Source organism: Haematobacter massiliensis, assembly GCF_000740795.1.
Classification (GTDB): domain Bacteria; phylum Pseudomonadota; class Alphaproteobacteria; order Rhodobacterales; family Rhodobacteraceae; genus Haematobacter; species Haematobacter massiliensis.
Genome location: NZ_JGYG01000028.1, coordinates 1 through 22,381 on the forward strand (window position 1 = coordinate 1; position 22,381 = coordinate 22,381).

At 61.3% G+C, this 22,381-nt stretch carries 27 protein-coding genes; 16 read left to right on the top strand and 11 right to left on the bottom strand.

Translation table 11 applies throughout. From position 1 onward, the window contains the following. Window positions 1-448: 448 nt before the first annotated feature. The 4 genes from CN97_RS19110 to CN97_RS19125 all read right to left on the bottom strand — a co-directional run bounded on the left by CN97_RS19110 (window position 449) and on the right by CN97_RS19125 (window position 5,636). Window positions 449-3,169 carry a TrlF family AAA-like ATPase gene (locus tag CN97_RS19110; RefSeq protein WP_140418208.1) on the bottom strand — a complete coding sequence of 907 codons (2,721 nt, stop codon included), beginning with the start codon at window positions 3,167-3,169 and terminating at the stop codon, window positions 449-451. A 397-nt stretch (window positions 3,170-3,566) separates the two neighbouring features. Next, complete coding sequence (locus tag CN97_RS19115; RefSeq protein ID WP_035715005.1) at window positions 3,567-4,400, bottom strand: hypothetical protein; 834 nt, start codon at window positions 4,398-4,400, stop codon at window positions 3,567-3,569. Between the two features lie 228 nt (window positions 4,401-4,628). Further along, window positions 4,629-5,297 carry a hypothetical protein gene (locus CN97_RS19120; RefSeq protein WP_035715006.1) on the bottom strand — a complete coding sequence of 223 codons (669 nt, stop codon included), beginning with the start codon at window positions 5,295-5,297 and terminating at the stop codon, window positions 4,629-4,631. A gap of 102 nt (window positions 5,298-5,399) precedes the next feature. Beyond that, entirely contained in the window at window positions 5,400-5,636 is a 237-nt protein-coding gene (locus tag CN97_RS19125; protein ID WP_084684279.1) for a hypothetical protein, read from the bottom strand. Between the two features lie 226 nt (window positions 5,637-5,862). Here CN97_RS19125 and CN97_RS21295 point away from each other — a divergent pair, with 226 nt between their 5' ends. The 16 genes from CN97_RS21295 (at window position 5,863) to CN97_RS20835 (ending at window position 17,757) form a co-directional block, all read left to right on the top strand. After that, entirely contained in the window at window positions 5,863-6,198 is a 336-nt protein-coding gene (locus tag CN97_RS21295; protein ID WP_035715009.1) for a hypothetical protein, read from the top strand. Window positions 6,199-6,307: 109 nt separating this feature from the next. Further along, window positions 6,308-6,862, top strand: a complete 555-nt coding sequence (locus CN97_RS19135) for a lytic transglycosylase domain-containing protein (RefSeq protein WP_248700134.1) — start codon at window positions 6,308-6,310, stop codon at window positions 6,860-6,862. Beyond that, window positions 6,862-7,149 carry a TrbC/VirB2 family protein gene (locus CN97_RS19140; RefSeq protein ID WP_035715012.1) on the top strand — a complete coding sequence of 96 codons (288 nt, stop codon included), beginning with the start codon at window positions 6,862-6,864 and terminating at the stop codon, window positions 7,147-7,149. The genes CN97_RS19135 and CN97_RS19140 overlap by 1 nt, the downstream gene beginning before the upstream one ends. Before the next feature lie 12 nt (window positions 7,150-7,161). Continuing rightward, window positions 7,162-7,440, top strand: a complete 279-nt coding sequence (locus CN97_RS19145) for a type IV secretion system protein VirB3 (RefSeq protein ID WP_035715013.1) — start codon at window positions 7,162-7,164, stop codon at window positions 7,438-7,440. Next, a complete protein-coding gene (locus CN97_RS19150) occupies window positions 7,430-9,820 on the top strand; it encodes a VirB4 family type IV secretion/conjugal transfer ATPase (protein WP_035715016.1) in 2,391 nt (796 codons plus the stop codon). Before CN97_RS19145 ends, CN97_RS19150 begins: the two co-directional genes overlap by 11 nt. A gap of 4 nt (window positions 9,821-9,824) precedes the next feature. After that, the gene (locus CN97_RS20830) at window positions 9,825-10,034 is read left to right on the top strand and encodes a hypothetical protein (RefSeq protein WP_088215551.1); all 210 of its coding nucleotides are present in this window, start codon (window positions 9,825-9,827) and stop codon (window positions 10,032-10,034) included. Between the two features lie 4 nt (window positions 10,035-10,038). Beyond that, window positions 10,039-11,196, top strand: coding sequence for a lytic transglycosylase domain-containing protein (locus tag CN97_RS19155; RefSeq protein ID WP_035715018.1), 1,158 nt, complete (start codon window positions 10,039-10,041; stop codon window positions 11,194-11,196). Further along, window positions 11,193-11,963 (top strand): type IV secretion system protein, encoded by a 771-nt coding sequence (locus CN97_RS19160; protein ID WP_035715021.1) that lies wholly within the window; start codon window positions 11,193-11,195, stop codon window positions 11,961-11,963. The genes CN97_RS19155 and CN97_RS19160 overlap by 4 nt, the downstream gene beginning before the upstream one ends. Before the next feature lie 14 nt (window positions 11,964-11,977). Further along, window positions 11,978-12,625: a virB8 family protein gene (locus CN97_RS19165; protein WP_035715064.1), complete on the top strand. Its 648-nt coding sequence runs from the start codon at window positions 11,978-11,980 to the stop codon at window positions 12,623-12,625. Further along, complete coding sequence (locus CN97_RS19170; RefSeq protein WP_035715024.1) at window positions 12,622-13,347, top strand: TrbG/VirB9 family P-type conjugative transfer protein; 726 nt, start codon at window positions 12,622-12,624, stop codon at window positions 13,345-13,347. Before CN97_RS19165 ends, CN97_RS19170 begins: the two co-directional genes overlap by 4 nt. A 170-nt stretch (window positions 13,348-13,517) precedes the next feature. Beyond that, on the top strand, window positions 13,518-14,657 hold the full coding sequence (locus CN97_RS19175) for a TrbI/VirB10 family protein (protein ID WP_407059742.1): 1,140 nt from the start codon (window positions 13,518-13,520) through the stop codon (window positions 14,655-14,657). Beyond that, on the top strand, window positions 14,657-15,661 hold the full coding sequence (locus CN97_RS19180; RefSeq protein ID WP_035715030.1) for an ATPase, T2SS/T4P/T4SS family: 1,005 nt from the start codon (window positions 14,657-14,659) through the stop codon (window positions 15,659-15,661). Before CN97_RS19175 ends, CN97_RS19180 begins: the two co-directional genes overlap by 1 nt. Window positions 15,662-15,676: 15 nt before the next feature. Further along, window positions 15,677-16,090 carry a hypothetical protein gene (locus tag CN97_RS19185; RefSeq protein WP_035715033.1) on the top strand — a complete coding sequence of 138 codons (414 nt, stop codon included), beginning with the start codon at window positions 15,677-15,679 and terminating at the stop codon, window positions 16,088-16,090. Further along, window positions 16,090-17,115, top strand: a complete 1,026-nt coding sequence (locus CN97_RS19190) for a type IV secretion system protein (protein ID WP_035715035.1) — start codon at window positions 16,090-16,092, stop codon at window positions 17,113-17,115. Before CN97_RS19185 ends, CN97_RS19190 begins: the two co-directional genes overlap by 1 nt. A gap of 53 nt (window positions 17,116-17,168) precedes the next feature. Beyond that, complete coding sequence (locus CN97_RS19195; protein ID WP_035715038.1) at window positions 17,169-17,510, top strand: single-stranded DNA-binding protein; 342 nt, start codon at window positions 17,169-17,171, stop codon at window positions 17,508-17,510. Next, window positions 17,503-17,757, top strand: a complete 255-nt coding sequence (locus tag CN97_RS20835) for a hypothetical protein (RefSeq protein ID WP_140418209.1) — start codon at window positions 17,503-17,505, stop codon at window positions 17,755-17,757. Before CN97_RS19195 ends, CN97_RS20835 begins: the two co-directional genes overlap by 8 nt. Before the next feature lie 49 nt (window positions 17,758-17,806). Here CN97_RS20835 and CN97_RS19200 read toward each other — a convergent pair whose 3' ends face one another. From CN97_RS19200 to CN97_RS19230, 7 genes are all read right to left on the bottom strand, one after another. After that, the gene (locus CN97_RS19200; protein WP_198672404.1) at window positions 17,807-18,229 is read right to left on the bottom strand and encodes a type II toxin-antitoxin system VapC family toxin; all 423 of its coding nucleotides are present in this window, start codon (window positions 18,227-18,229) and stop codon (window positions 17,807-17,809) included. Further along, window positions 18,229-18,483 (bottom strand): type II toxin-antitoxin system Phd/YefM family antitoxin, encoded by a 255-nt coding sequence (locus tag CN97_RS19205; protein ID WP_035715044.1) that lies wholly within the window; start codon window positions 18,481-18,483, stop codon window positions 18,229-18,231. Before CN97_RS19205 ends, CN97_RS19200 begins: the two co-directional genes overlap by 1 nt. Window positions 18,484-18,509: 26 nt before the next feature. Then, window positions 18,510-18,728 carry a hypothetical protein gene (locus CN97_RS19210; RefSeq protein ID WP_035715047.1) on the bottom strand — a complete coding sequence of 73 codons (219 nt, stop codon included), beginning with the start codon at window positions 18,726-18,728 and terminating at the stop codon, window positions 18,510-18,512. A 29-nt stretch (window positions 18,729-18,757) separates the two neighbouring features. After that, complete coding sequence (locus CN97_RS19215) at window positions 18,758-20,194, bottom strand: GntP family permease (RefSeq protein ID WP_084684278.1); 1,437 nt, start codon at window positions 20,192-20,194, stop codon at window positions 18,758-18,760. A 1-nt stretch (window position 20,195) separates the two neighbouring features. Then, window positions 20,196-21,236, bottom strand: coding sequence for a patatin-like phospholipase family protein (locus CN97_RS19220; protein WP_035715050.1), 1,041 nt, complete (start codon window positions 21,234-21,236; stop codon window positions 20,196-20,198). Window positions 21,237-21,299: 63 nt separating this feature from the next. Continuing rightward, complete coding sequence (locus CN97_RS19225) at window positions 21,300-21,887, bottom strand: HdeD family acid-resistance protein (protein WP_035715069.1); 588 nt, start codon at window positions 21,885-21,887, stop codon at window positions 21,300-21,302. Between the two features lie 210 nt (window positions 21,888-22,097). After that, window positions 22,098-22,381 (bottom strand): transposase (locus tag CN97_RS19230; protein ID WP_211253716.1); only part of this gene is annotated, 284 nt, incomplete at its 5' end.

A 22,381-nucleotide genomic window follows, 5' to 3' on the forward strand; every position in this document is an offset into this window, starting at 1 on the left:
ACCCGTCAGGCGGCCCTCCGCGGAGGCATACCCTTGTTGAAACGCATTACGGAGTATGTCTAGACCCGAACGGAGAACACCTCGCTAAGCTGCGGGTCCGCCGAAGCGGCCGTCCAGTCGCTCGGCAGCATTCGTCAAAAAGGGCTCGAACCGGGATTTCGCTGCGCTCTCCATGAACGTCCGCTCTCACCCTCATGCGAGCTTTTAAGCAAAAGCTCGCATGAAGATGACGCGCACGAAGTAGCAGGGGTTGACGCATTCGGCCCTTTGCGGACGATCGGCCCGTCACCATGCTGCGCGACAGCGTCCACCGAAGCAGCCCCTCAGGCACCGCGCAGCGAAACCCGTGATGAGCTGGCAACGATGCGGAACTTACTGCCATTCAACACCAAGCAAATGCGAGCTTTTTGGATTCTGGATGTTTTCGAGCAAACAGCCCACCCCCATACTAAAAGCCGTATTTTCTTCTACGCGTTGAAAACGCCTGCTCTCCGCCTTCGAGAAGCTCCTTTATCAGCTCCTGGACTTCTTCCTTGTCGATGGAACCGCACAGCTTTTGCTCGATCTTCGTCCGGTCAACCCCATCTTCAACGACTGGTGTGAGGCCAATGATCTGATCAGCGTCACCCAAAACTGGGATGTTTGGATTGTGGCTTGAGAACAAGAATTGGCGCTTCTTCTTGGCGGCACGCATCTTCTCAACTACAGGTCCTGCTATGAACTGGTTGTCGAGGTCGTCTTCGGGTTGGTCGATGATCAACGGTGAGTCCGATTCCAATAACAAGAGCATTAGAACCGCGGTCGCCTTTTGACCGGCAGACAGTCGGTCGAGTTCCTTCCAGTTTTCTACCCCGCCCCTACCAACATTTAGTTCAATGACAGCCTCCGGCGGTATCCGTGTTTCCTCTACGAGCAACGCTAGGCCTTCCCCCCCAGCGGCGATCTTCTGAGAGGATGAATCCGTGAATCCAAATTCTTCGCTGAGCGCTTGAGCCCCTTTGCGAATCGTTGCGGCGAGTTTCGAAGGTAATAAGTCCTCAAACTCTTTTAGCTTTGTTATGGCTTGACTGATCTGCCCTTCAGTTCCATCCCGCAAAACTTGTTCAAGTGGTCCGAGGTCGGAACTGGGGCGAATACTTGCGCGGACTGTGCCTTCGAGCTTGCTGCTGACCTTCTTCGCGGCCTTCTCAAGGTCACGATAGGCTTTCCTGTCGGCCTTCTCCCACTCATCGACAATGTTCTGTCGTACTTCATGTTCGGAAGCCAATTCAGAAGCCGCATACTCCTTGTCCCTCTGTTTTGGCTCGAGTTTGGCAACCTGCTGTTTTACAGTCAGGTAAGCATCAGGATCGAAGCCATCACCCTGCAATTCTTTCTTTATTGACCTGTAGGTCGCTTCAACAGCATCAGCCTTTGGTTGCCATTCAGAGCGGATCGCCGCCAAATCTGTGGCAGCCTTTTGAGCCGCTTTTTCCAGTACGCTTGCCGCTTGCACTTTGGCCTGGTGGATATCCTGCGCAATCGCTTCGATTTTGGCCAAGTTTTCTCTGTGCGGCAAATCCGCTTCTTCTTCTGACGGTAAAACGCTTGATGCCGTTTTTCCGACCGGCTTCAAGGCTTCTCCCGATTGTTCAAATCCAGTTATGGCCTTAGAAAAATCGTCCAGTATTCTCTGTTCATGCTGGACAGATGCCTGTTCTTTCAGGCGCGTCGCAAGCTCGGTCTCTTCGAAGCGTTTGAGCTGTTCCTTGAGCCCCGGCAGTGCGGCCAGAGCAAGGTCCAGTTCGGCGATTGTTTCGCTTAGGGTTGTGACCTTCTTTCGAGAGGCTCGGAAACGTTCCCTGATCCCGTCCTCACCGACGGTCGCTTCGCTATCCGTACCAACAAAGCGCTCAAGTAGCCCGGCAAGCTGACCTTTATGCCTCGTAATCTCAGAGATCTCGTGTTGGCCGTAAATCTCCAAGTCAGAAATGATGTCCTTGGGCTTCAGGTCGGCAACGATTTCCCCTGACTGATTTCTTACTCGCGCTTCCTGCTTGTAGGCGCGCTCAATCAGGTAGTAACCTGGCGACGGGCTTGGCGAATAAATTAAGACTGAAACTGCTGAACGAGAGCCCAATAGATATTTGATCATCGATTCATGGCTCTTGGCAGCATCCGCACCCACCGGTGGTACGTCGAAGACGAAGCGCAGGCTTTCAACTATTGTGGACTTGCCAGCACCACGACCACCAATCATCACATTCAATCCAGCATTCAGCGCAACATACTGCCCATCAAGTAACCCGCCATCCCAGCAAACTGCGACAATTCTCGTGAATTCGGATGGCGCATCGTCAGAATTGAGCATGATCCGGCTTTCGCCATCGAGAAAAGCTTGTCGCAAACCTTCTATCGATATATCCGTCATCTTCAGCAAGCTGGTGCTGCCGGATTTAGCGAAGTCTTCCGGTGCTGACACGTCAGACGCGTTTACGAAGCTAACAGGCCTATCCCGTTTGTGTGCTCCGTCTTTGTTAAGACAAATTTGTCGGTATTCCACAGGCACGTCACGAAGCGGCCCGGGGATAGCTGACGCCAAATGCAGCGGTGACTTCCATGCATTCATTCTAGTTTGGCCAGAGAGCGCCTTTAGCAACCCACTGTTTTGGGTCACGTGCGCCGAAATTGTGATGCCGCCACGGTCATGAACGACCGCAAGTATATCCTCAAATCCTTTGCGCGAAATTGGTGAAGGATCTTCGCGATTCCGAATATCGCATGCGCCCACATTTGCGTTCATATCTGTGCTGGATGATCCCGGGGGGAAGAGACACAGAATGTGTACACCATCAGCGGAATTTGCTTCGAAGCCCGGGAAAACCGCGATGCCGGATTCTTCCAGTTTCACTCGCAGGCTCTCCGAATGGTCAAAACGGAAATGATCTGTGAGCGCTACGACCTGCACACCATGCTCTTGGCATGCCTTGACCATCGCGTCATTGTACTGGCCTTCGTCTGCAAAACCACTGTTTTTGGAGTGACGAATTCCATACGCGAACGGGTTAACCTGAAAGGCGCATTTCACGTATCGGCTGCCAGATGAGGCTTTCAATGCATCCTTGATGCCTTGTGGTGTTGCTCCGTGGCCAGCCAGTGTGATCAGCATAGGGTCAAGAACGTTTTCCATTGAATGACTTCACTTCACCTACTTAGCGGGAACCAGACGCGCCACCATTGATCACGCGAAAGCGCTATGCATGTAAAGGTCGCATTCCGAAACTAAAACGAACGTCCACTTTGGCGCATGAGCCTTCTTCGTCTTGCTCCCGCCGCGAATGTCTGGATACCGCCCTCAGGGCTGATCCGACGGCGAGCTCGCTGCAGGCGGCTCGAACGGCCGCTCCGGCGATGTTGCTGCGGCTGCCGTGCCGCAGCGCCGTCGGGCTGCTTTCCGCCCTTTCTAGCGGTCAGGGTCGCTGAACTCTGCTGACATAACGTCTGGAACATGTGGTTTCTGCCGACATTCGACATTGATATCTCGGCCGGAAGATCATTGCGGACGAAGCCCGAGACGCGGTTTTGTCTCATCGCTGGATCACTCCTTCTGCTACGGCCATTCCGTGCACAGCCAGCTGTGCCTGGAACACCGAACAGCCGAACCTGCTGCGCAGATCTTCTACTCGCTTCTCATAGCGATCCACCCCGAGTTTCCGCTTCAGATCACTTTCGTGGAAATATCGATTGATGAACGGCGCTGGCGCCATCAGGCGCTGCAATTTGTCAGCCTGTCGCGTGATTGGTTTGCCGCTTGCGAGGGAAGGGTCGGACCCGGAAACGTCACCACCTCGCCACTTCCGCATGAACCCCAGCAGATACCCGGCTGGCACGGCGTCATGACCTCGTCCACGGTTGAACTCCCTGAATCGTTCCCAGATGTGCCGGCTGTCTGCGGCGCGACAAGGCAGGGCGGTCTTGGCCTTTCCGATCAAAGCCAGCCAGCGTGCCGCTTTCTCAGGCTCTTCACGATCAACCACTATCGTTCCTGAGAATACATTTTTGTTTGAATCTCTTATATAAGGGGTGGTGTCAGCTGTGGTTGACACTTCGCCATCTGCATCAGGTTGGTCACAGCACCCGAAGCGGAAGAGCCATGGCGCAAACCGGCCCTTACCCCGCTGACGCAGTAGGCGCAGCCCTGAGGCTGCCAGTTCTGCCAGAAGAGCGTGCAGGTGCTGTCGCGATACCGTCATGCGATCGGCCAGATCACCGAGGGTAAAGGCTGCTGTGCCATGCGGCAGGCCATTGTAGCCGTCCTTCCAGGCAATGGCGTCAAGGATGACAGTCGCAAGCTTGTGCGCGGCACAGGAAAGTTCGGTGTGGGTGATGCGGCGAAGGATGGCGCCAGTGGTGAGTTCCATGATCGTCGTCTCCGATACGACGCGCCAAGCTCACATCAATACAACATCATCGCAATCAAAAGACCATTATTGGTTGCGCAACCTCAAAGGATGGTCTAGAACACTCTGGCTAGGTGAGTGTTCTTTGAGGTTTTGGTGTTGGACCTTTGGTCTGGCGTCGTCTTCAAAAAGGGGATCGAACGTCCCCGACACAGAGAGCCGCCGGGGCCGCAAGGCTCCGGCGGCTTTTCAATAGCGGACCTCTTCCGATCCATAGTTCCCGGCATGGTCACGCCAATCCACGAAGACCGAGCGCCAGGAATAGCTGCGGCAATGCTCCGGCACCGCGAGATCAGATGCCTCCGGGACAGCGGCCACCGAGGATCTGGCCCAACCGTAGTCGCCTTGCGTGCCATAGGAGCCGAGACGGGTGGAATCGCTGCGGATGCAGTCGCCATCGCGGTTTTGATGCTGGCTGAACTGGATGTGATAAACCCGGATGCTGCGCACGAAGTCGAAAGCATCGCCGGAGATGTCGATATCGGCCTGCTCCAGGGCCTGCGCGAGGGTCAGACCCGGCACGTCGATAGGGATGGGCAGGGTACTTTCAAGCGGCTCGCGGAACGCAATGTCATAGAGCCGCTCCATCGGGCTGAGCGGCGCATCGCCACCGAGGGATGCGCCCATCGGGCAGCGCCAGATCTGCAGCGGTGGCTCGACCGGCCAGGGCGTGATGCGGCGAATGAACTCGGCGCGGGCCCGCGCGCAGGGGACAGAGGCTGGCCATCCGCCGGCGAGGCACAGAAGGATGGCGCAGTCGATCTGGTAGGTCTGTGCCTGGACGGAGGAAGGGCTCGAGACTGCGGCGGTCAGGGCCAGAGAGGCTGTCAAAACGGTGGTTCGAAGGGCAGGGGACATGGAGGCGACTCGCTCAGTTACCCTCTATCGCTACGATACACCATTATTGAATGCAATATTCTTGCATTGCTTGTCGTGTGGCTGGCGTATCCGATCTTCGCCTCAGTGTCCCACAACGCTCTGGAAGCGACCGTAATCCTGACTGACCTCCTGTGCCTCAGAGAAGGCCCGGGCGCGCTCGGCATCGAGGCAGCGGAAATACTCCTGCACCGCGGTGATGTAGCCCTCGAAGTCCTCCCGGATCAGATCGGCATAGGCCCGTACATCGGCCGGGTCGCTTGGCAACCATGGCCGTTCAGGGGGATCGCATGATGCTAAGGCGGCGGAGCAACTCACCATGATGGCGACAAGGCAGGATATCAGGCGCAGCTTCACCATGTTTCGGACGAGGCCCCATCATTGCTTTGATTTGCCACAGTCTTGGGCTATCCACCTTTATGGAGCGATGATCTGCCGTCAAGGCATCAAATAATCATTGCCATCAATAATAGTGTAATGATACGGCTATGGTGATTTGATTCCCCATGGCCTGACCCATTCTATGGAGAGGAGCCGCGGGGAGACCATGTTAGAAGACGCCCCGAATGTGGTTACAGAAGACGGATTGCGACAGCTGCTCGCCCAGGGCTATTTGGCCGAAGTGGTCTGTCGGACCGCGGCCGAGAAGCGCCTCAACGCCTGGTACGGCTCTTGGTATGTGCGGGCGATCGGGCCCGCTGGCGGCGATGAGAAGATTGTCGTCACCAGCCGCAATTACATCAGGGCCCGTGAGTTTAAGACCGTTGCCGGGCTTGTTAGCTTCCTCTCGGATATCGGAATGCGCACGGCGCATATTCCTCTCGACGAGGGCGGCCGCTCTCTCCACCAACTGCCGGAGCCTGCGCCCGCGCAGCAGGGCTGAGGCTTCATCCCTTCTTCTGGCCCTCTGCGTCCTTGCCGCGTTCGCTCCGGCCGGCGCGAACGCAGAGGGCTTTGTCTTTCGGGTGGCGCTGGACGGCCAACTGGCCACGGTGTCATCCGATACTGGCTTCATGCGCCAGTTCGGCGCCGAGAAGCCGGAGCGGCTCTTCCTCTTTTCAACACCGCGGGATGATGGTGACACTGGTGCCAGTGACGCCGCGCCTCGGCCCGCCTCCGCCAGCCCCGAGATCCTGCAAGGCATCGAAGACACCGCCTTGCGCTATGGTGGCCATGACGCGCTGAGGCGGGCGGGCCTTTCTGTCACCGACTGGGCACTTTTCTACCGGGCCAATATCGAGGTCGAGAGCGCCTATAACCCGGCGGCCCTGAGCCATGCCGGTGCAATCGGCCTTGGCCAGCTGATGCCCGATACCGCCAGCTTTCTCGGGGTCGATCCGAATGACTGGCGGCAGAATCTCGACGGATCGGCCCGTTATCTCCTCCTGATGCTCGAGACCTTCGGCACGCCGGAGCTGGCGCTAGCCGCCTATAACGCCGGACCCGAGGCCGTCAGCCGCCACGGCGGCATCCCCCCCTATGTTGAGACCCAGGGCCATGTGGCCCGTGTGCAGGCCGTTTATGCGCGGCTGAAAGGAACGAGTTGATGAAGTCCCCTTCCGTCACGGCCGTCATGACGATGGCCTTTGTGGTGCTCGCAGGTCCTGCGCTAGCACAGAGTATCGACCTCTCGCCGGTGCAGACACTGCTGCAAGGCATCGTTGATGCGATCACCGGTCCCTTGGGCATCGTGATCGGCACGCTGGCGCTGATCGGTGTCTTCTTGTCCTGGCTCTTCGGGATTCTCGACTTCCGCCAGGCGCTCTGGGTGCTGGTGGCTATCGCTGGCATCGCCGCCGCGCCGACCATTGTTGCCGCGATCTGGACCACCTGAGGTCTGAGGGTCATGGCGGAACAGTCGCGCGTCTTCATCGGCCTCTTGCGGCCCCCCAAGCTGATGGGGCTGCCGATCATGTATGCCATGGTCTGGCTCTTTGGATCGTCGATGCTGTTCCTCTGGGTCCAGAGCTGGATCATCGTCGTGGCGGCTGGGATTGCCTGGCCCCTGCTGTGGAAGGCTGCGGATTGGGATCCGAACTTCCTCGACGTGCTGGTGATCACGCTGCAGGAAACCCCGCCGACGCGGAATCGCAAGCATCATGGGGGAGACAGCTATGCCCCGTGATGCCGAGACCAAAGCAATAGATAGCGCCGATCTCGCACTCGACCCGATCTCGGCGCTGCCGGAATGGGCCGGGAAGGAAAAGCGGCTCGCACACATGCTGCCCTATGTCAGCCTAGTCGCCGGCAACACGATCCGTACCCGGGGCAACGAGTTGATGCAATGCATCCGCCTTGAGGGGGTGAACAGCACCACGTCTGAGGATAGCCATCTCGACCGGATCGGGGCACTGCTTGCGGGTGTGGTGGCGCAGGTCGGGACGGAGTTCTCCTTCTATCTGCACAAGGTGTCAAAAGCGGTGGACACGCGGCTGCCACCGATCCCGGGTGATGGGTTTGAAGCGGCAGTCGACGCCCGCTGGCAGGCACAGCTTGCGAAGAGTGGGCTGCGCGACAAGACCCTCACGCTTTCGATCCTGAAACGCCCAGACCCTGGCAGCCGGATCCCCTTCGTTGCGGCGGCCTCCCGCGCCCGGCTGGCCGCTGACACTGTGCGGCGCCTGCGCAAGCTCGATGAGGTGGTGGGCTTCATGCTCTCGAGCTTCTCCGATCTGAAGCCGCGCCTGCTGACGGCCGAGAGCGGCGAGTTGCTGGGCTTCCTCGGCAGCCTGAACACGGGCGAGGAGCACCCTCTCTTCCCGGCCTCGCGCCTCGGCATCCTCGCCGAGGACGTGGCCAACACGCGCGTGACCTTCCGCAGCGCAGAGATCCATCTGACTGATGGCGCCGTGGGCGACAAGTTCGGCACGATCTTTGCCGTCAAAAACTACCCGGCCAAAACCGACAGCCTGATGCTCGATGAGTTGAACCTGCCGGTCGATATGGTGGTCACCCATTCCTTCGTGCCGATCAATTCGAACATCATGGCCGGTCGGATCAAACGCCAGCTTCGGCTGATGCAGGCCGCCAATGATGGCGCGGTCAGTCTGGCCCAGGAGCTGGAACTGGCGCAGGACGATCTGGAATCGAAGCGGCTGATCTTCGGCGAACACCATATGACCGTGGCGGTCTATGCGCGCACCCGCGCCCATCTCGAGGATATCTGCGCCGAGATCCGCAATATTTCCGCCAGTTCCGGCATCAACCTGATCTCGGAGGGCTTCGGATCACGCGCGCATTACATGGCGCAACATCCGGGGAACACGGGCGCACGGAGCCGCAAGGCGGCAATCACCAACCACAATTTCGCGGATCTCGCGACCTTCCACCGCACCCCTCTTGGGAAGACCGGTGAGGAACTGCCCTGGGGCGTGCCGATCACGCTGTTTCCGACACCAGAGCGCAGCGGCTTCCGTTTCAGTTTCCATGAACAGGGCTCGCCGCTGAAGGAACCGACCGGCGGCCACACCCTGATCCTCGGGCGTCCCGGTTCCGGGAAGTCGGTGCTGGCCGCCTTTCTCATGACCATGGCCCGGCGGGCCGGTGCACGGCTCTTCATCTTCGACTACCGCGCCGGGATGGAAATGGCTGTTCGCGCCCTTGGCGGCAGCTACGCCACGGTCCGTGCAGGAAAGCCCACCGGACTGAACCCGCTTCAGACCGAGATCGACAATCGCGGCCAGGCCTGGCTGGCCGACTGGCTTGCCACGCTCCTTGAGCGCCGCGACCGACCGCTGACGCCGGTGCAGACCAACCGTCTGCAGGAGGTTGTGCGCCAGAATGCTGGCGCCGATCACGCGGGACTTCGCAACTGGTCAGATTTCGCCTCACTGCTGGTCTCGACCGATGATGACGGCGATCTCTTCGAGCGGATGCAGGAATGGACCGAGACCGGCCGCTATGGCTGGATCTTCGGGGCCAACCCGCAAGACGGCTTTTCGCTCGGCGGCGAGGTTTCCGGCTTCGACCTGACCGGTATTCTCGATTCCGAGAGTGAGCGCGAGCGGATGGCCGTGCTCTCTTACCTCTTCCGCCGGGTCGAGCGGGTGATTGAGGATCGACGCCCTACGGTGATCCTGATCGACGAGGCCTGGAAAGCGCTCGACAATGGCTACTTCGCGGATCGGCTGAGCAACTGGCTGGTCACCGCCCGCAAACAGAACGCGGTCGTTGTGATGATGACCCAATACGCGAGCCAACTCGAGCGCACGCGCACCGGCAAGACCATTGTCGAGGCGGTGCCGACACAGATCCTGCTGCCAAACATCCGCGCCAGCGCGGCCGATTACGCGATGCTCGGTCTCAGCGAGAAGGAACTCGATGTCCTTCTGGGTGTGGGTACCGCATCGCGCCTAGCGCTGGTGCGCGACGACCGAGGCTCGGTTGTCATCGATGCCGATCTCTCAGCCCTCGGCCCTCTCGTGACCGTCCTTGGCGGGATGGAGAAGGGCGAGCAACTCGTGGGGGCGGATTACCGCGACCGCCCTGATTTCTGGAAGGTGTAGTGTGATGTCTCGTGTAAATGGTGCCCGGCTTATCCATCTTCCTGTCCTCGGCAGTCTCCTGCTCCTTGCCGCTTGTGCAAGCGGGCAGGCCCCACGGGCCAATTGCTTCAGTTTCGCCGAGCGTCCCTCCGGCGTCACGGTCTCGACCATGGGCGGCGAGGTCTCGCGAGCGGCAGACCCCTGCGCCTTCACCCTGATTGGCGTGGCGGACTGACGGTATGGCCCGGATTCTGGCACCGATCCTGCCACAGGTCCTCATTGGGATTTCGCTGGCGCAGCCCTTGGGCGCACAAGGCGTGCCGACCTTTGACGCTCAGGGCTTTGCCAGGACAGCAGCGACGATTGCGCAACGGGATCTGGACATCGCGTTGCAACGGGATCGGCTGAGCCGCGAAGAGGAGCTGGCCGAGATCGAGCGCCAGCAACTGGCCTCACTTGAGAGCATCCTTGGCGCAATGACCACCGGAGCAAGCGCGTCCGTCGGTGCAACAGTGGCTGCACTGGAAGCCGGGAATGGGGGAGAGACGGCAGCAGCAGTCGTCTACGCTCCAGATGACGGGAACCCGGCCGCCACCCGCCTGTTCGGCGATGCCCGCGAAACGGTTGAAGAACTGATCATCCGCGGGGCCCGCGACACCTATTCTCTTTCCGGCGTGTCGCGCGCAGGGTTGACGCCGGTGCAATGGCGCTGCCTCCTGCAGGCGTTGATCTGGCAGGAAAGCCGCTTCCAGATCGGTGCCCAGTCCGGCGTCGGGGCCTTTGGTCTGACGCAAATCATGCCCGGCACAGCCGGCGATCTCGGCATCTACCCGGCCTACTACGACGACCCCTATCTGCAGGTGACCGGCGGCGCACGCTATCTCGCGCAGATGCTCGGCATGTTCGATGGCAACATCATCCATGCGCTTGCCGCCTACAACGCTGGCCCGGGCCGGGTGCAGCAATACAGTGGTGTGCCGCCCTTTGCCGAGACCCAGAACTACGTCGTGGTCATCCCGGCGCAATACAATCGTTATCTGGCAATGTTGGGCGGGCCCGATGCGCTCGGCATCATCGATCCCGTGCTGCTGGCCAATGCGAGCTTCAGCCTCTCGGCGCATGGATCCGGCGTCTATGGCGACTATTCCATGGTGTCGGTTCAAGTCGCAGCGCAGCGCTTACATGACATAATTAGTCTTATCGGAACGACAGAAGATCTGCAGGCGTCCATTGCCCTGAACACCTATGCGCGTGCCGAACTGGCCCGGATTGTCGCAATCCGCACAAGGCTCAAAGCAGCGCAGACCCAACCCCTGAGTGATGAACAGATCGCGCTGGCCGCCGCTCAGGCGGCCGAGCGGCGGTTCATGGATTTCCGATTGGAGGATTTGCGATGAGACAGTTTCTGATCAGCACAGCGCTCTGCTTTGGCCTCGCAGGCGGCGCCTCGGCCCAGGGCGTGCCCACGGTCGATACCCAGAACATCGCCCAGGAAATCCGTCAGCTGCAGCAGATGCTGGAGGATTTCGGGATCCAGAGCGACATTTTCGAGAACGCGCTGGAACAGCTGGATATGCTCCAGCAGCAGTTCGATCAGTTGCAGAGCATGTATGCTTCCCTCACCGGACCGCGCGAAATCCTCGGCCTGCTCATGGGCGGCGACCTCGATCAGCTTCTCGAGGCCAAGTTCGAAGACATCCCCGGCCTGATCCGCGGCATCCAGCAAGGCGACTGGAGCAATCTGCTCGGGGGCACCGCCGGGCCGATGCGCACCCAGATGCAACAGGCTCTGGCGAGTGCCGGTTTCGATGAAGATACCCTGCGTGAGATCGCCACCAGCGGCAATCCCGGTGCTGAGGGCATCGCGACACGGGCGACCACGGGCGCGGTACTGTCGGCCGCAGCACAGAACAGCCATGAGGAGGCTGCGCAGTCCTTGGCTCGGGTCGAGCGCCTCGTCGCAATGATCCCCGATATGGAGGATCTGAAGGCCTCGATGGACCATAACACCCGTGTCACGGCGGAGCTCGCGATCGCCATGACACGCATGTGGGAGTTGGAGGCAATCCAGACCATCGGCGCGGGCAACGCGGGCGTGGTCGATGCCGCGACCATCGCCGAGGAACGGCGCTACATGGATTTCACCATGCCGAGCCTCGAATGACGGCCGGTTCGAACATGGCCCTGCGCGAAGTCGTCGAGGAAGAGCTGGTTTACGGTGCGCTGCGCCGGGAGCGCCAGTGGCGGGTGATCGGTCTGTCCGGGGCTGGTTTCGGCGTTCTGGGCTGCCTCGCGGCTGCGGCGGTCGCGATCCTTGTCGAGCCGCCCCTGCCTGTGGTCGTGCCCTATGACCCGGAGAGCGGGCTCGCCTTGCCGAACGCGACTGTCCAAGCGGTGCGACTGTCTGAGCGCCCTGCGGTGATCGAGTCCCAGATCTATCGCTACATCCTGGATCGGGAGACCTACAATCAGCTCGACAACGACCTGCGCGTGAACCGGGTGCTGGCGCAATCCAGCGGTGCGGCCGAGGCCAGCATGCGCGCCATGTGGACCAGCGGCCACGAGAGTTTTCCTCCGACCCGCTACGGCGCCACATCCGAGATGGCGGTCGAGATCGCAAGCATCACCCTGATCGGCGAAAACCGCGCCCAGGTTCGCCTGCGCAAGCGCCTGACAAGCCCGCAGGGCGGTCAGGTCGGGCTCTTCACCGCAACGCTGATGTTCGAGTTCCGCCCGGAACACGCCCGCAGCATCGACGATGTCTGGCAGAACCCTTTCGGCTTCACCGTCACCCAATATGCCATCAGATCGGACCGGTCGGAATGAAGCTCGCCCTGCCCCGCCTACTCTTCCCTTCCCGGCTTCTTTCCGCATTCCTGATCGTTGCTGCTCTGCCAGCATTCGCCGAGACGACACCGCGCCCTGGCTCGCACGACAGCCGGGTCCGGGTTGCAACCTGGACCGAGGGACAAGTTTACCGTGTGGTCACCAATCTGACCCGTGTCACTTCGATCGAGTTCGGCGAGGGGGAAACCATCCGCTCGATCATCGCCGGTGACACAGCGGGGTTCCAGTTCGACGGCGTGCCCGGCGGCCGGGCCTTTGCCATCAAGCCCGTGGCGTCAAATGTCGCCACCAATATCACCGTCTATACAAACCGGCGCTCCTACTACTTCCATGTCGTCGAGGCGCGCGAGACCCCGCATTATGTCGTGCAGTTTCGCTATCCGGATGCCGCCGCGCCTGCCGTCAATGCCGTCGCCGCCGGCGCACCGAACAGCAATTATGCTGTGAGCAGCCAGACCGAGTTTACGCCAACCGCGGTCTGGGACGATGGCACCTTCACCTATTTCCGCTTCCCGCGTAATGCGCCGATCCCCGCGATCTTCCGCTGGACCGGCGGGCGGGAGAGAACTGTGAATTCCGTCGCGCAGGAAGAAGGCGTGATTCGGGTCTCCGGGGTTCACCGCCAGTGGGTGTTGCGCCTCGGCGAAGATGTCATCTGCATCCAGGATATGTCAGGCGCTGAAGGCGCGGCATCGTCATGAGCAGTGATCCTGACGACCTTGCCACCCGCCTCAAAGCCATAGAAGCCTCGACGGGAAAACGTAAAGCGCCCGCCCGCCCCTCTCTCTTTGCGGCCTTGCTCGGCAGCGCCGCTATTCTGATGATTGGTGGCTTGGGATGGTTGCTCCTACAGCCAAAGACCGAGCCCAGCTTGCCCACGGCGGCGGCTGAGGAGTTCCAAAGCAACGGGTCAGGCTTCGGCGAATTCCCCGCGACCCCGGCCCCAGAACCCGCTCCGGCGCCCGCGCCGGTTCCTGAAGGGCCAAGCGCTGCAGAGCTCGAGTTGCGAGAAACGCTCGGCAGATTGCAAGCGGAACTGGCCGAATTGCGTGCGCGTCCCGTAGAGACGGGCGATCCAGCCTCACAGGCAGCCATCGCGGATCTGACAGCACAACTGGCGGCACTGGACGCCTCGAACGCGGAAGCCCGCAGCGCTCTTGAGCGGCAGCTGGTCGAGCGGGACCGCGAGCTGGAGCGCATTCGCATGGATCTCGAGATCGCTCGGCTTGGAGCGCCCGGCACCGGCGAGGAAGATGCACGGCTCGCCGAGCTCGAGCGCAGGCGGGCCGCAGAGGCTGCGGCACGCGAGGCACGCATTACCTCCCCCATGCTGGCCTGGTCCGGCGTGGGTGGGGGAGCGAATGGAGAATCCGAGGTCGAGGCGGCACGTCTCAGCGCGGATGAGGCCTTCGTGCGGGGCGGCGCGGCGGCGGCGCCCGTGACCCGGGCCGAGATCATCGTGAACCCCGGCCACACCGTCGTGCAGGGCACGATGATCCAGGCGGTGCTGGAAACCGCCATGGACAGCACCCTGCCCGGCGTGATCCGGGCGGTCGTCTCGGAAGATGTGCATTCCTTCGATGGCACCCGCATTCTGATCCCGCGCGGTGCCCAGTTGATCGGGCGCTACCGCTCTGAGGTCTCGCTCGCGCAATCCCGGGTGATGGTTGGCTGGGATCGGATCATTCTGCCCGACAACCAGACGGTTCAGATCAGCGCCTTTGGCGGGGATGAACTCGGCCGCTCTGGCGTCACAGGCCATGTCGACAGCCGCTTTGGCACGCGGTTCGGATCGGCCGCGCTGATCTCCCTGATCGGCGCGGTCCCCGCCGCAGCCGCAGCGAGCATCGACGACGACACGACCTCGGATGCGGCAAGCGATGTGGCCACGGACCTTCGCGATACCAGCCGCAGTGTGATGCAGGACTATCTCTCGATCCGCCCGGTGATCCGTGTGCCGCAGGGCACCCGCATCACCGTCATGGTCGATCGCGATCTGGAGATCCTCTGATGCCGGCAAGCTACCTCGAAGCCTCGCTGGCACGGTTGGGGGATCCGATCCGCCGCCCTGATGTGATCGAGATATGCATCAACCCCGATGGCCGGGTCTGGGGCGAGTTCCAGGGCGATCACTTCATGCGAGACCTGGGTCAGCCGCTCACGCAGATCGAGATCAGGGACCTTGGCAACCAAATCGCCTCGGCGGCCAACACGACGCTCAGCAACCGCAAGCCCATCGTCTCGGTCAGCATCCTCTGGGGGGATCGACCGATCCGGGCTCAGGTCATCCAGCCGCCGGCCGTCGAAGGCGGGTTTTCCATCTCGCTGCGATTCTTCTCGACGCTCCCGCTCGAGCAGATCAGGCTTGGCTTCCTCTACGGCCGCGAACGTAGCCTTGAAGGTCTGCGCAAGGAACGCAACCTCGCGCTTCGGAAGGTGGTGGCCTCGGGCGAGATCGATGCGGCTCTACGCTTTTGTGTCGAAAACAAGCTGAACATGATCGTCTCTGGCGGCACCTCCACCGGCAAGACGGTCGCCGCCCGCAAGATCATCTCCCTCATCCCGGATGACGAGCGTATCCTGACCATCGAGGAAGCGGCCGAACTCAGGCCCGAGCAGCCGAATGTCGTGACGCTGATCTCGGACCGGGAATCCGACGCCCGCAGCGCCGATGCGCTCCTGACCTCGACCCTGCGCATGCGGCCGGATCGGATCGTTCTGGGCGAGGTGCGCGGGAAGGAGGCCATGACCTTCCTCGAAGCGATCAATACCGGCCATGGCGGATCTCTGACGACGCTTCACGCCGAGACACCGCAGCTCGCCGTCCGGCGCCTTGCCATTGCGGCCCTGAAGACGGACCTTCCGATGACCTATGCCGACATGATCACCTACATCGAAGGCTCGATCGACGTGATCATTCAGGCCGGCCGCCATGAGGGGGCCAGAGGCATCACCGAATTCTACTTGCCCGGCATTGGACTTGATGAGGTCCCCTCACGCCTTGCCTCCGAATGATGAAAGGAAACCCCCATGCGTGTCCTCGTTCTCACCGCTGCCATCTTCGCTGCCGCACTTCCGGCCATCGGGCAAACTCCCGTCACCAACGATCTGACACCCACGCTTGAGCCGCAACGGTACCGTATCTGCAACGACAGGCCCGAGCGCCCGGCATGGGTTGAAAATGTCTCTCCCCGCGAAGCCTACAAGGCGCTGACTGTGATGGCCCTCTATGAACTGCGCTCGTGGGAAACCATCGTGGCAAATGGCGATTGTTCCTGCGAAACACGTTTCCCGGATTGGACAGCTGCTGACGCGGAATATACCGAGCGCTTCGCTGACCTACCGCAGGCTGAGCACACACAGACCCAACGGGTATTGCGTCGCCAAGCCAACGACTTGCGCCATGCAGTTCAAGCTGTCTGCGAAGCGCAGGGCAACTGGTAATGGGTGTTGTCAGCTGGATGGTCGGTTCGGCCGATAGCTTCCTCGCCTCGGCTGCGGAATCGCAGTTTGGGGCTGTTGCGAGCAATATCGGCACGATCACCCTGCTGATGGTCACGCTTTCCCTGATCGGCCTCTGTATCAACATGGCCTTCCAATATCGCAGCATGGATGGCGCGACCTTCTTTTGGTACTTGCTGAAGCTGACCCTGATCGGGTTCTTCGCCTTCAACTGGACCCGCTTCAACGCGGTCGCAAATGCGGTGATCGGCGGTCTGGACTATATCGCAGGGGCGCTGGTCGCATCGGTCGGAGGCGGCGGTGCTGGCGCGACGCACTTTGCCGGTGAGTTCGACAATCTGATCGAACGGTTCTCGGCCTATCTCAATGCGATCGGCAGTAATCTGGGTTGGATGACGGGCGCGATCCTGGGCGGCATCGGCCTCATTCTGCTCAGCATCCTCGGCTTCATGACCGGGATCGTGCTGATCTTTGCCAAGATGATGCTCTCGCTGATGCTAGGCCTGGCGCCGGTGATGATCGCCCTGTCGCTGTTCGATGCGACCAAGGACTTCTTCCACCGTTGGGTTTCCACAACCGTCAGCTATGCGTTCTACCCGGTGGTGATCGCCGCGATGTTCTCGACTGTGGTGGGCATGGCAAACGCCCTCCTTGCGCAGGTCGGAGACCCGGAATCTGCCACCAATATCGGCTCGCTTATCCCCTTCTTCGTCATGATCTTCCTGGCGAAGGGCTTCGTTGCTGCAACGCCTCTGATCGTGCGCGGGCTGTCGGGGAACTTCATGGTGGTGGCGGGGCCGGCTGTTGCTGCCGGAACTGCAGCCATGACCCGTGGGATGCTGAACACCCGCGGCGTGCAGGCGCGCGAGCGAATGGGAAATCTCAGCACCGGCGAAATGGTCGGCCGCCAGATCGCCCAGAATGCGCCCGCCGTGAAATCTGCCGCTCTTGCCGCCGGCGGGCAAATCGTCCGGGTCGCAGAGCGGGCACGGAGGCTCGGGAAGTAGGCGCCCTTTCGAGGGCGAGCCTTCAATCCAGTATCGTAACGAGGAAAGATAAGATGTTGTACACCTTTGCGGAATTCCAGATTCAGGGCTATGTCGGCCGCAGAACCGAGCTTGGCGGCGGCAAGGTCCTGAAGGTCAGCATCGCCGCAACCGACAGCTGGAAGGACAAGGACAGCGGCGAGTTGCGCGAGCGCACTGACTGGAACACCGTCACCCTTTTTGAGCGCAACACGGCGGGTTTCGCCTGGCTGAAGGAGAACCTGAAGCCGGGGGATCTCGTCCATGTGAGGGGGCGGATTGGCGAGAGCAATTACGCCAAGGACGGACAGATCGTCTATGAAACCTCGCTGACGGCTGATCGGTTTGCGGTCGTTCCGGTCGGGAAGGATGGGTAAGGGTCGCACTGCCACGCGCCATCGCAACAGCCTTTTGCACCAGATGTACCTCGCTGGCTATTCGGGCCGCCAACCGCCACGCTGGCTGCGTCTGCTGCTGGCGGGCTCGTGCTGGCACCGGGCGTGGCTGCTCGGGCGATTGGGCTTCTTCGTTGAGAACGGGATAGGCTACGGACCTGCCAATCCCTATCCCGGTTACTTTTCGACCGAGAAGCGAGAGAAGGCGTCCCCTGAACAGGTGCAGTAGTGATCCGCGTCTGCCTCAAAGGCGTGTAACAGGGTCTTTCGGCTGTCAGTCACACTCTGACCCAAGGGTTAAGCAAGATCACCCCCGTGTCCTTGAAATCACCGGTGTTTCGGGTCACGACCGTGAAGCCATGGACCAGCCCCGTCGCCGCTATCAGTGCGTCCCGTTCTGATCTCGGATCAGGAACATGAAGGCCGGCGCAGCGCAGCGCCACGCTTGTATCTACCGGCAAAACCCGCTCCTGGAACTCCGGCAGGACCCGTTCTGCGAACCATGCCCGGAGCAAGGCTCCCTGCGCCGCATCGCGCCGCTCGATGCGGCGCACGCCGATATCCAGTTCCATCACGGTAATTGCAGAAATGAACAGTGCCGCGGCATCCTGACCGCTCAGCCAGGCGGTGACATTGGCATCGGCCCTGCCATCCCCCGCCTTGCGCAACTCGGAAATCACATTGGTGTCGAGCAGAAACATCAGGACAGATCGGCCGGTCGGGACATGATCTCAGTCTTGCGCGGCTCAAAGTCGATGTCCGACAGCCCCGGCACCGCAAGTGCATCGAGGATGTTGCGGCGCTGGCCGCTCATCTGCTGATATTGGGCAAAGCTCATAAGGACATGGGCCGGTCGGCCTCTGTCCGTGATGAACACGGGACCGTCAAGCGCCGCCCGTTTTGCGCGGGCCAGATCCTGGTTCAGTTCACGGCTGCTGATCGTATGAATCGTCATCGCGGCCTCCGATTGTGGTTACGTTACTACATGTGAAACCTGCGACGAAAGTCAAGGCTGGGGATCTTGGCGATCAGTCTTCTGCGGATGAGCATGACCACATAAGAGATCATCAACCCCAGCACCATTGGCACCAGAACGCCCGAGGCGATGTGGAAGAACCACCCCAGCATCAGCGCCAGCATGACGCCCAGCGTGATGTTCAAAAGGGCCGGTGGTGCGGCGGTCGGCGTGGGCTGTGTCATGACGATCCCGAAGCTCTGTCCCTATCGGGTTAGAAGGAACCGAAGGCTGTGCCAAGCACGATCACGGCCACAAGGGCAACAAGCGCGCTGACAATGGCGGCCATGACGATGTCCAGATAGCTTTCGCGATGCGTGCAGCCACAGACCGCAAGCATCGTGACCACCGCGCCATTATGCGGCAAGCTGTCCAGCGTACCCGAGGCGATCACGGCCACCCGGTGCATCAGCGCAGGGTCCAGCCCTGTGTCTGACGCGATCTGCATGAAGGTGGGGCCAAGGGCCTGCAGCGCAATGGTCATCCCGCCCGAAGCCGATCCGGTCAACGCGGCAAGGATGTTCGTCGCTACCGCCAGTGACACGAGCGGCCCGCCTCCGATGCCCAGAACCCAGTCCCGCACCATCTCGAACGCAGGCAGGGCCGCCACGACCGCGCCGAACCCCACAAGGCTTGCCACGCTCATGATCGGAAGTACTGCGGCCGTCGCGCCCGAGTCGATGCTTTCGCGCAGATTGCGAAAGCGGCGCCGGTTCATGGCAACCAGCACGATGCAGGCGACCAGAAGCGCAAGCGCCACCGACCAGACCCCGCCGACAGCCGACAGGGTGGTTTCGCCCCATGCGGGCTGCGAGAGGAAGTCGAAATCCATGCTGGGCAGCACGAACTGCGTCAGGATCAGGTTGACCACGACAACCAGAACCAGCGGCAGAATGGCCAGGCCGATCGGTGGCCGCCCGCCCCAGGATCCGGCGCGGCTGATCTCGGCAGGGTCAAACTCGCGTGCGGTGCTGGCCAGCTCGCGCGAGACGGCGGAGCCTTTTTCGGCCGCGCCATAACCCTCGCCCCGCGCCTTGGCCTGACGTTCGCGGAAGGAAAGCCAGCCCAGGCCGATGGCCGCCATGATGATGCTGGCTATGATGCCAAGCCCAGGTGCGGCAAAGGGGGTGGTACCAAAGAACGGCATCGGAATCGCGTTCTGGATCGCAGGCGTTCCCGGCATGGCCGACATGGTGAAGGTCGAGGTTCCAAGCGCGAGTGCCGCCGGAAGCAGCCTGCGCGGCACGCTTCCCGCCTTGAACAGCGCCTGCCCCATTGGCGCCAGAACGAAGAACGCCACAAACAGGCTGACACCGCCATAGGTGACCATCGCGCCCGCAGCCACCACGGCAAGGATCGCCCGCGAGGGGCCGAGCCGGCGCGTCATGTAATCGGCGATCGCTGAAACCGATCCGCTGTCGTCCATCAGCTTGCCGAACAATGCGCCCAGCAGGAAAAGCGGAAAGAACTGCGCCACAAACCCCGCCGCCGCAGGCATGAAGGTCTGCGTCCAGTGCGCCAGCATCGGCTGACCGGAAAAAAGCGCCGCCACCGCAGCAGCCAAAGGCGCCAGCAGCAGGATTGTCCAACTGCGGAACGCAAGCACCATGATCAGGGCAAGGCCCAACAGAATACCCAGCAGACCCAGCATGTCAGAGCTCGTCCGCCAGCGCGTCGATATCGAAGGTCGAACGCACCCCGATGTCCTGAATATGGGTGCGGCCGAAATCCTCGGCGGCGCGGCGCCCTTCGTCGAAGAGCATCTTCAGGAAGTCCCATTCGGCATTCAGCTTCGAGGAATGTCCAAGGTCCACCATGATGTCCGAGGTGATGCGATGCAGGCGCATCTCTTTCCAGTACCGCGCCTCGCCATTGCCGGGGTCGATGACACGGCGCAGCAGCGCCATCATCCGCAACTCTTTCAGTAGCTGGGCGTTGAAAGAGATCTCGTTCAGGCGGCTTGCGATCTCGCGCGCGGTGCGCGGCGTCTCGCGCCGCTCGACCGGGTTGATCTGCACCAGAACGGTATCGAGGCTTTCACATTCACGCACGAGCGGCGTCATCGTCGGGTTGCCCGCATAGCCGCCGTCCCAATAGGGCACGCCGTCGATCTCGATGGCCTGGAACATCGATGGCAGGCAGGCCGAGGCGAGCAGCACATCGGCCGTCACCTCATGCTTGCGGAACACCCTGCCTTGCCCGGTGTGCACATTGGTTGCCGTGATGAACAGCTTGACCGGCCCGGTCGCCAGCGCGTCGAAATCGATCAGGTCTGTCAGGATGTCGCGCAGCGGGTTCCCTGCCGCCCCACCCAGCGAATAGGGCGAGATCAGCCGCGCCATCAGATCCATGGCGATGAAGGCGGGCGAGTTGTCCAGCGTCCATTTGCCCGTCAGGACCTCCAGCGGCCCGCGCTTGAACGGGCTGAAGCGCGCGGCATCGGCCGTCCGGCGCCAGAAGGCGGTCAGCATCTCACGCGCGGTCTGCCGCCCGCCGGTGGCCATGCCGGCCGCCAGGATTGCCGCGTTCATGGCGCCGGCCGAGGTGCCGGAAATGCCATCGATCTCGAACCAGTCTTCCTCGAGGATGCGGTCCAGAACGCCCCATGTAAACGCCCCATGCGAACCGCCCCCCTGCAAGGCGAGGTCGATGGGAAGGGTTTTTCGCGTCTGCGATTTCGGGTTGCTGGCCATTTCGGCGCCTTTCAGTCAATTCATTGCAAGAAAATGGCGCCCGAAGCCGGGCGCCCTAGGGGATCAGGCGGCGGGCACCGCTTGCCCGCGAAGCCTCCACGCCATCGCACCAAGGGCCGCGCCAATGGCGATGAGGTCGAGCCCCAGCATCAGCCCGATCAGCCACAGCGCAGTGACCGGCATCGCGGCAAAAAGCACAAGCGACAGCACGACCGAGAGCACCCCGCTGGCAAAAACCCAAAGCCAGTTGGGCAAGGGACGGATCGTCAATGCGAAGACAACCTTCGACATCCCCTCGATCATGAAGAAGATGATCAGCAGAAGCGACAGCAGCAGCATCCCCTGCGCGATGTTGCGCAAGAGCAGAATGCCCAGCAACACACCAAGTATGGCCGAGATGATCTGCAGCCAGAAGTTCGGCGCATGGCGTGCGCTGATCAGGCCGATGGCCTGAATGATGCCGCTGGCGATCAGCAGCCAGCCGAACACCACGACGGCAGCAGCCGAAGAAAAGGCCGGGAAGACGATGGCGACGATCCCCGCGACGACCAGCAGCGCCGCCTGTACCAGGTGGAAGGTCGAATGGCGGCGCACCGCATCGCGCGCGGCTTCGCGGTAGGTCTGTGCAGCGGCGGCAAGACTGATCGGCATGGCATTGACTTCCTTGTTCAACAGGGTGCTTCCCGCCGGGCAGCGGGTGTTGCCTTCCCCGACCCGCAGGGCCGGATATGGATCAAAATTGGCACAGGACCGTGAAGCCCATGCCAGACAATCAATTTTTCATCGCCATGATGCGGTCGTGTCGCGAATGTGGTGGAAATTGGCGAGCAGCGCGCTCCGAGCATGTAACGTTGGCTCCGGTCAGGCCGCGAGGTCAAGAGACATCGGCACGAGAGGCTGAGAAAGGGTTTCCCAGCCATCGACTTTTCGCATCTGGATCTGCCCTGACGCCAGGAGCGCCCAGAGCAGCATCGGCACGGTTTCAGCGCAGGGCAGCACGGTCTGGGTCTTGATGCGGCGGCGGAACTCCTCGTTCAGACGCTCAATGGCGTTGGTGGTCCGTGCGGATTTCCATTGCGACGGATCGAGGCGGGTGAAGCTGAAGAGGCGATCGCCGGCCTCCTCAAGGCTATCGGCCACGGCCC

Coding starts and splice junctions, on each gene's coding strand:
- CN97_RS19210 (WP_035715047.1), bottom strand. CDS start 18,728: ATGACACAGCCCACGCCGACCGCCGCACCACCGGCCCTTTTGAACATC.
- CN97_RS19160 (WP_035715021.1), top strand. CDS start 11,193: ATGAGACAGTTTCTGATCAGCACAGCGCTCTGCTTTGGCCTCGCAGGC.
- CN97_RS19225 (WP_035715069.1), bottom strand. CDS start 21,887: ATGCCGATCAGTCTTGCCGCCGCTGCACAGACCTACCGCGAAGCCGCG.
- CN97_RS20835 (WP_140418209.1), top strand. CDS start 17,503: ATGGGTAAGGGTCGCACTGCCACGCGCCATCGCAACAGCCTTTTGCAC.
- CN97_RS19140 (WP_035715012.1), top strand. CDS start 6,862: ATGAAGTCCCCTTCCGTCACGGCCGTCATGACGATGGCCTTTGTGGTG.
- CN97_RS19170 (WP_035715024.1), top strand. CDS start 12,622: ATGAAGCTCGCCCTGCCCCGCCTACTCTTCCCTTCCCGGCTTCTTTCC.
- CN97_RS19150 (WP_035715016.1), top strand. CDS start 7,430: ATGCCCCGTGATGCCGAGACCAAAGCAATAGATAGCGCCGATCTCGCA.
- CN97_RS19200 (WP_198672404.1), bottom strand. CDS start 18,229: ATGTTTCTGCTCGACACCAATGTGATTTCCGAGTTGCGCAAGGCGGGG.
- CN97_RS19195 (WP_035715038.1), top strand. CDS start 17,169: ATGTTGTACACCTTTGCGGAATTCCAGATTCAGGGCTATGTCGGCCGC.
- CN97_RS19115 (WP_035715005.1), bottom strand. CDS start 4,400: ATGGAACTCACCACTGGCGCCATCCTTCGCCGCATCACCCACACCGAA.
- CN97_RS19165 (WP_035715064.1), top strand. CDS start 11,978: ATGGCCCTGCGCGAAGTCGTCGAGGAAGAGCTGGTTTACGGTGCGCTG.
- CN97_RS19120 (WP_035715006.1), bottom strand. CDS start 5,297: ATGTCCCCTGCCCTTCGAACCACCGTTTTGACAGCCTCTCTGGCCCTG.
- CN97_RS19220 (WP_035715050.1), bottom strand. CDS start 21,236: ATGGCCAGCAACCCGAAATCGCAGACGCGAAAAACCCTTCCCATCGAC.
- CN97_RS20830 (WP_088215551.1), top strand. CDS start 9,825: ATGTCTCGTGTAAATGGTGCCCGGCTTATCCATCTTCCTGTCCTCGGC.
- CN97_RS19125 (WP_084684279.1), bottom strand. CDS start 5,636: ATGGTGAGTTGCTCCGCCGCCTTAGCATCATGCGATCCCCCTGAACGG.
- CN97_RS19110 (WP_140418208.1), bottom strand. CDS start 3,169: ATGGAAAACGTTCTTGACCCTATGCTGATCACACTGGCTGGCCACGGA.
- CN97_RS19190 (WP_035715035.1), top strand. CDS start 16,090: ATGGGTGTTGTCAGCTGGATGGTCGGTTCGGCCGATAGCTTCCTCGCC.
- CN97_RS19215 (WP_084684278.1), bottom strand. CDS start 20,194: ATGCTGGGTCTGCTGGGTATTCTGTTGGGCCTTGCCCTGATCATGGTG.
- CN97_RS19145 (WP_035715013.1), top strand. CDS start 7,162: ATGGCGGAACAGTCGCGCGTCTTCATCGGCCTCTTGCGGCCCCCCAAG.
- CN97_RS21295 (WP_035715009.1), top strand. CDS start 5,863: ATGTTAGAAGACGCCCCGAATGTGGTTACAGAAGACGGATTGCGACAG.
- CN97_RS19180 (WP_035715030.1), top strand. CDS start 14,657: ATGCCGGCAAGCTACCTCGAAGCCTCGCTGGCACGGTTGGGGGATCCG.
- CN97_RS19185 (WP_035715033.1), top strand. CDS start 15,677: ATGCGTGTCCTCGTTCTCACCGCTGCCATCTTCGCTGCCGCACTTCCG.
- CN97_RS19205 (WP_035715044.1), bottom strand. CDS start 18,483: ATGACGATTCATACGATCAGCAGCCGTGAACTGAACCAGGATCTGGCC.
- CN97_RS19155 (WP_035715018.1), top strand. CDS start 10,039: ATGGCCCGGATTCTGGCACCGATCCTGCCACAGGTCCTCATTGGGATT.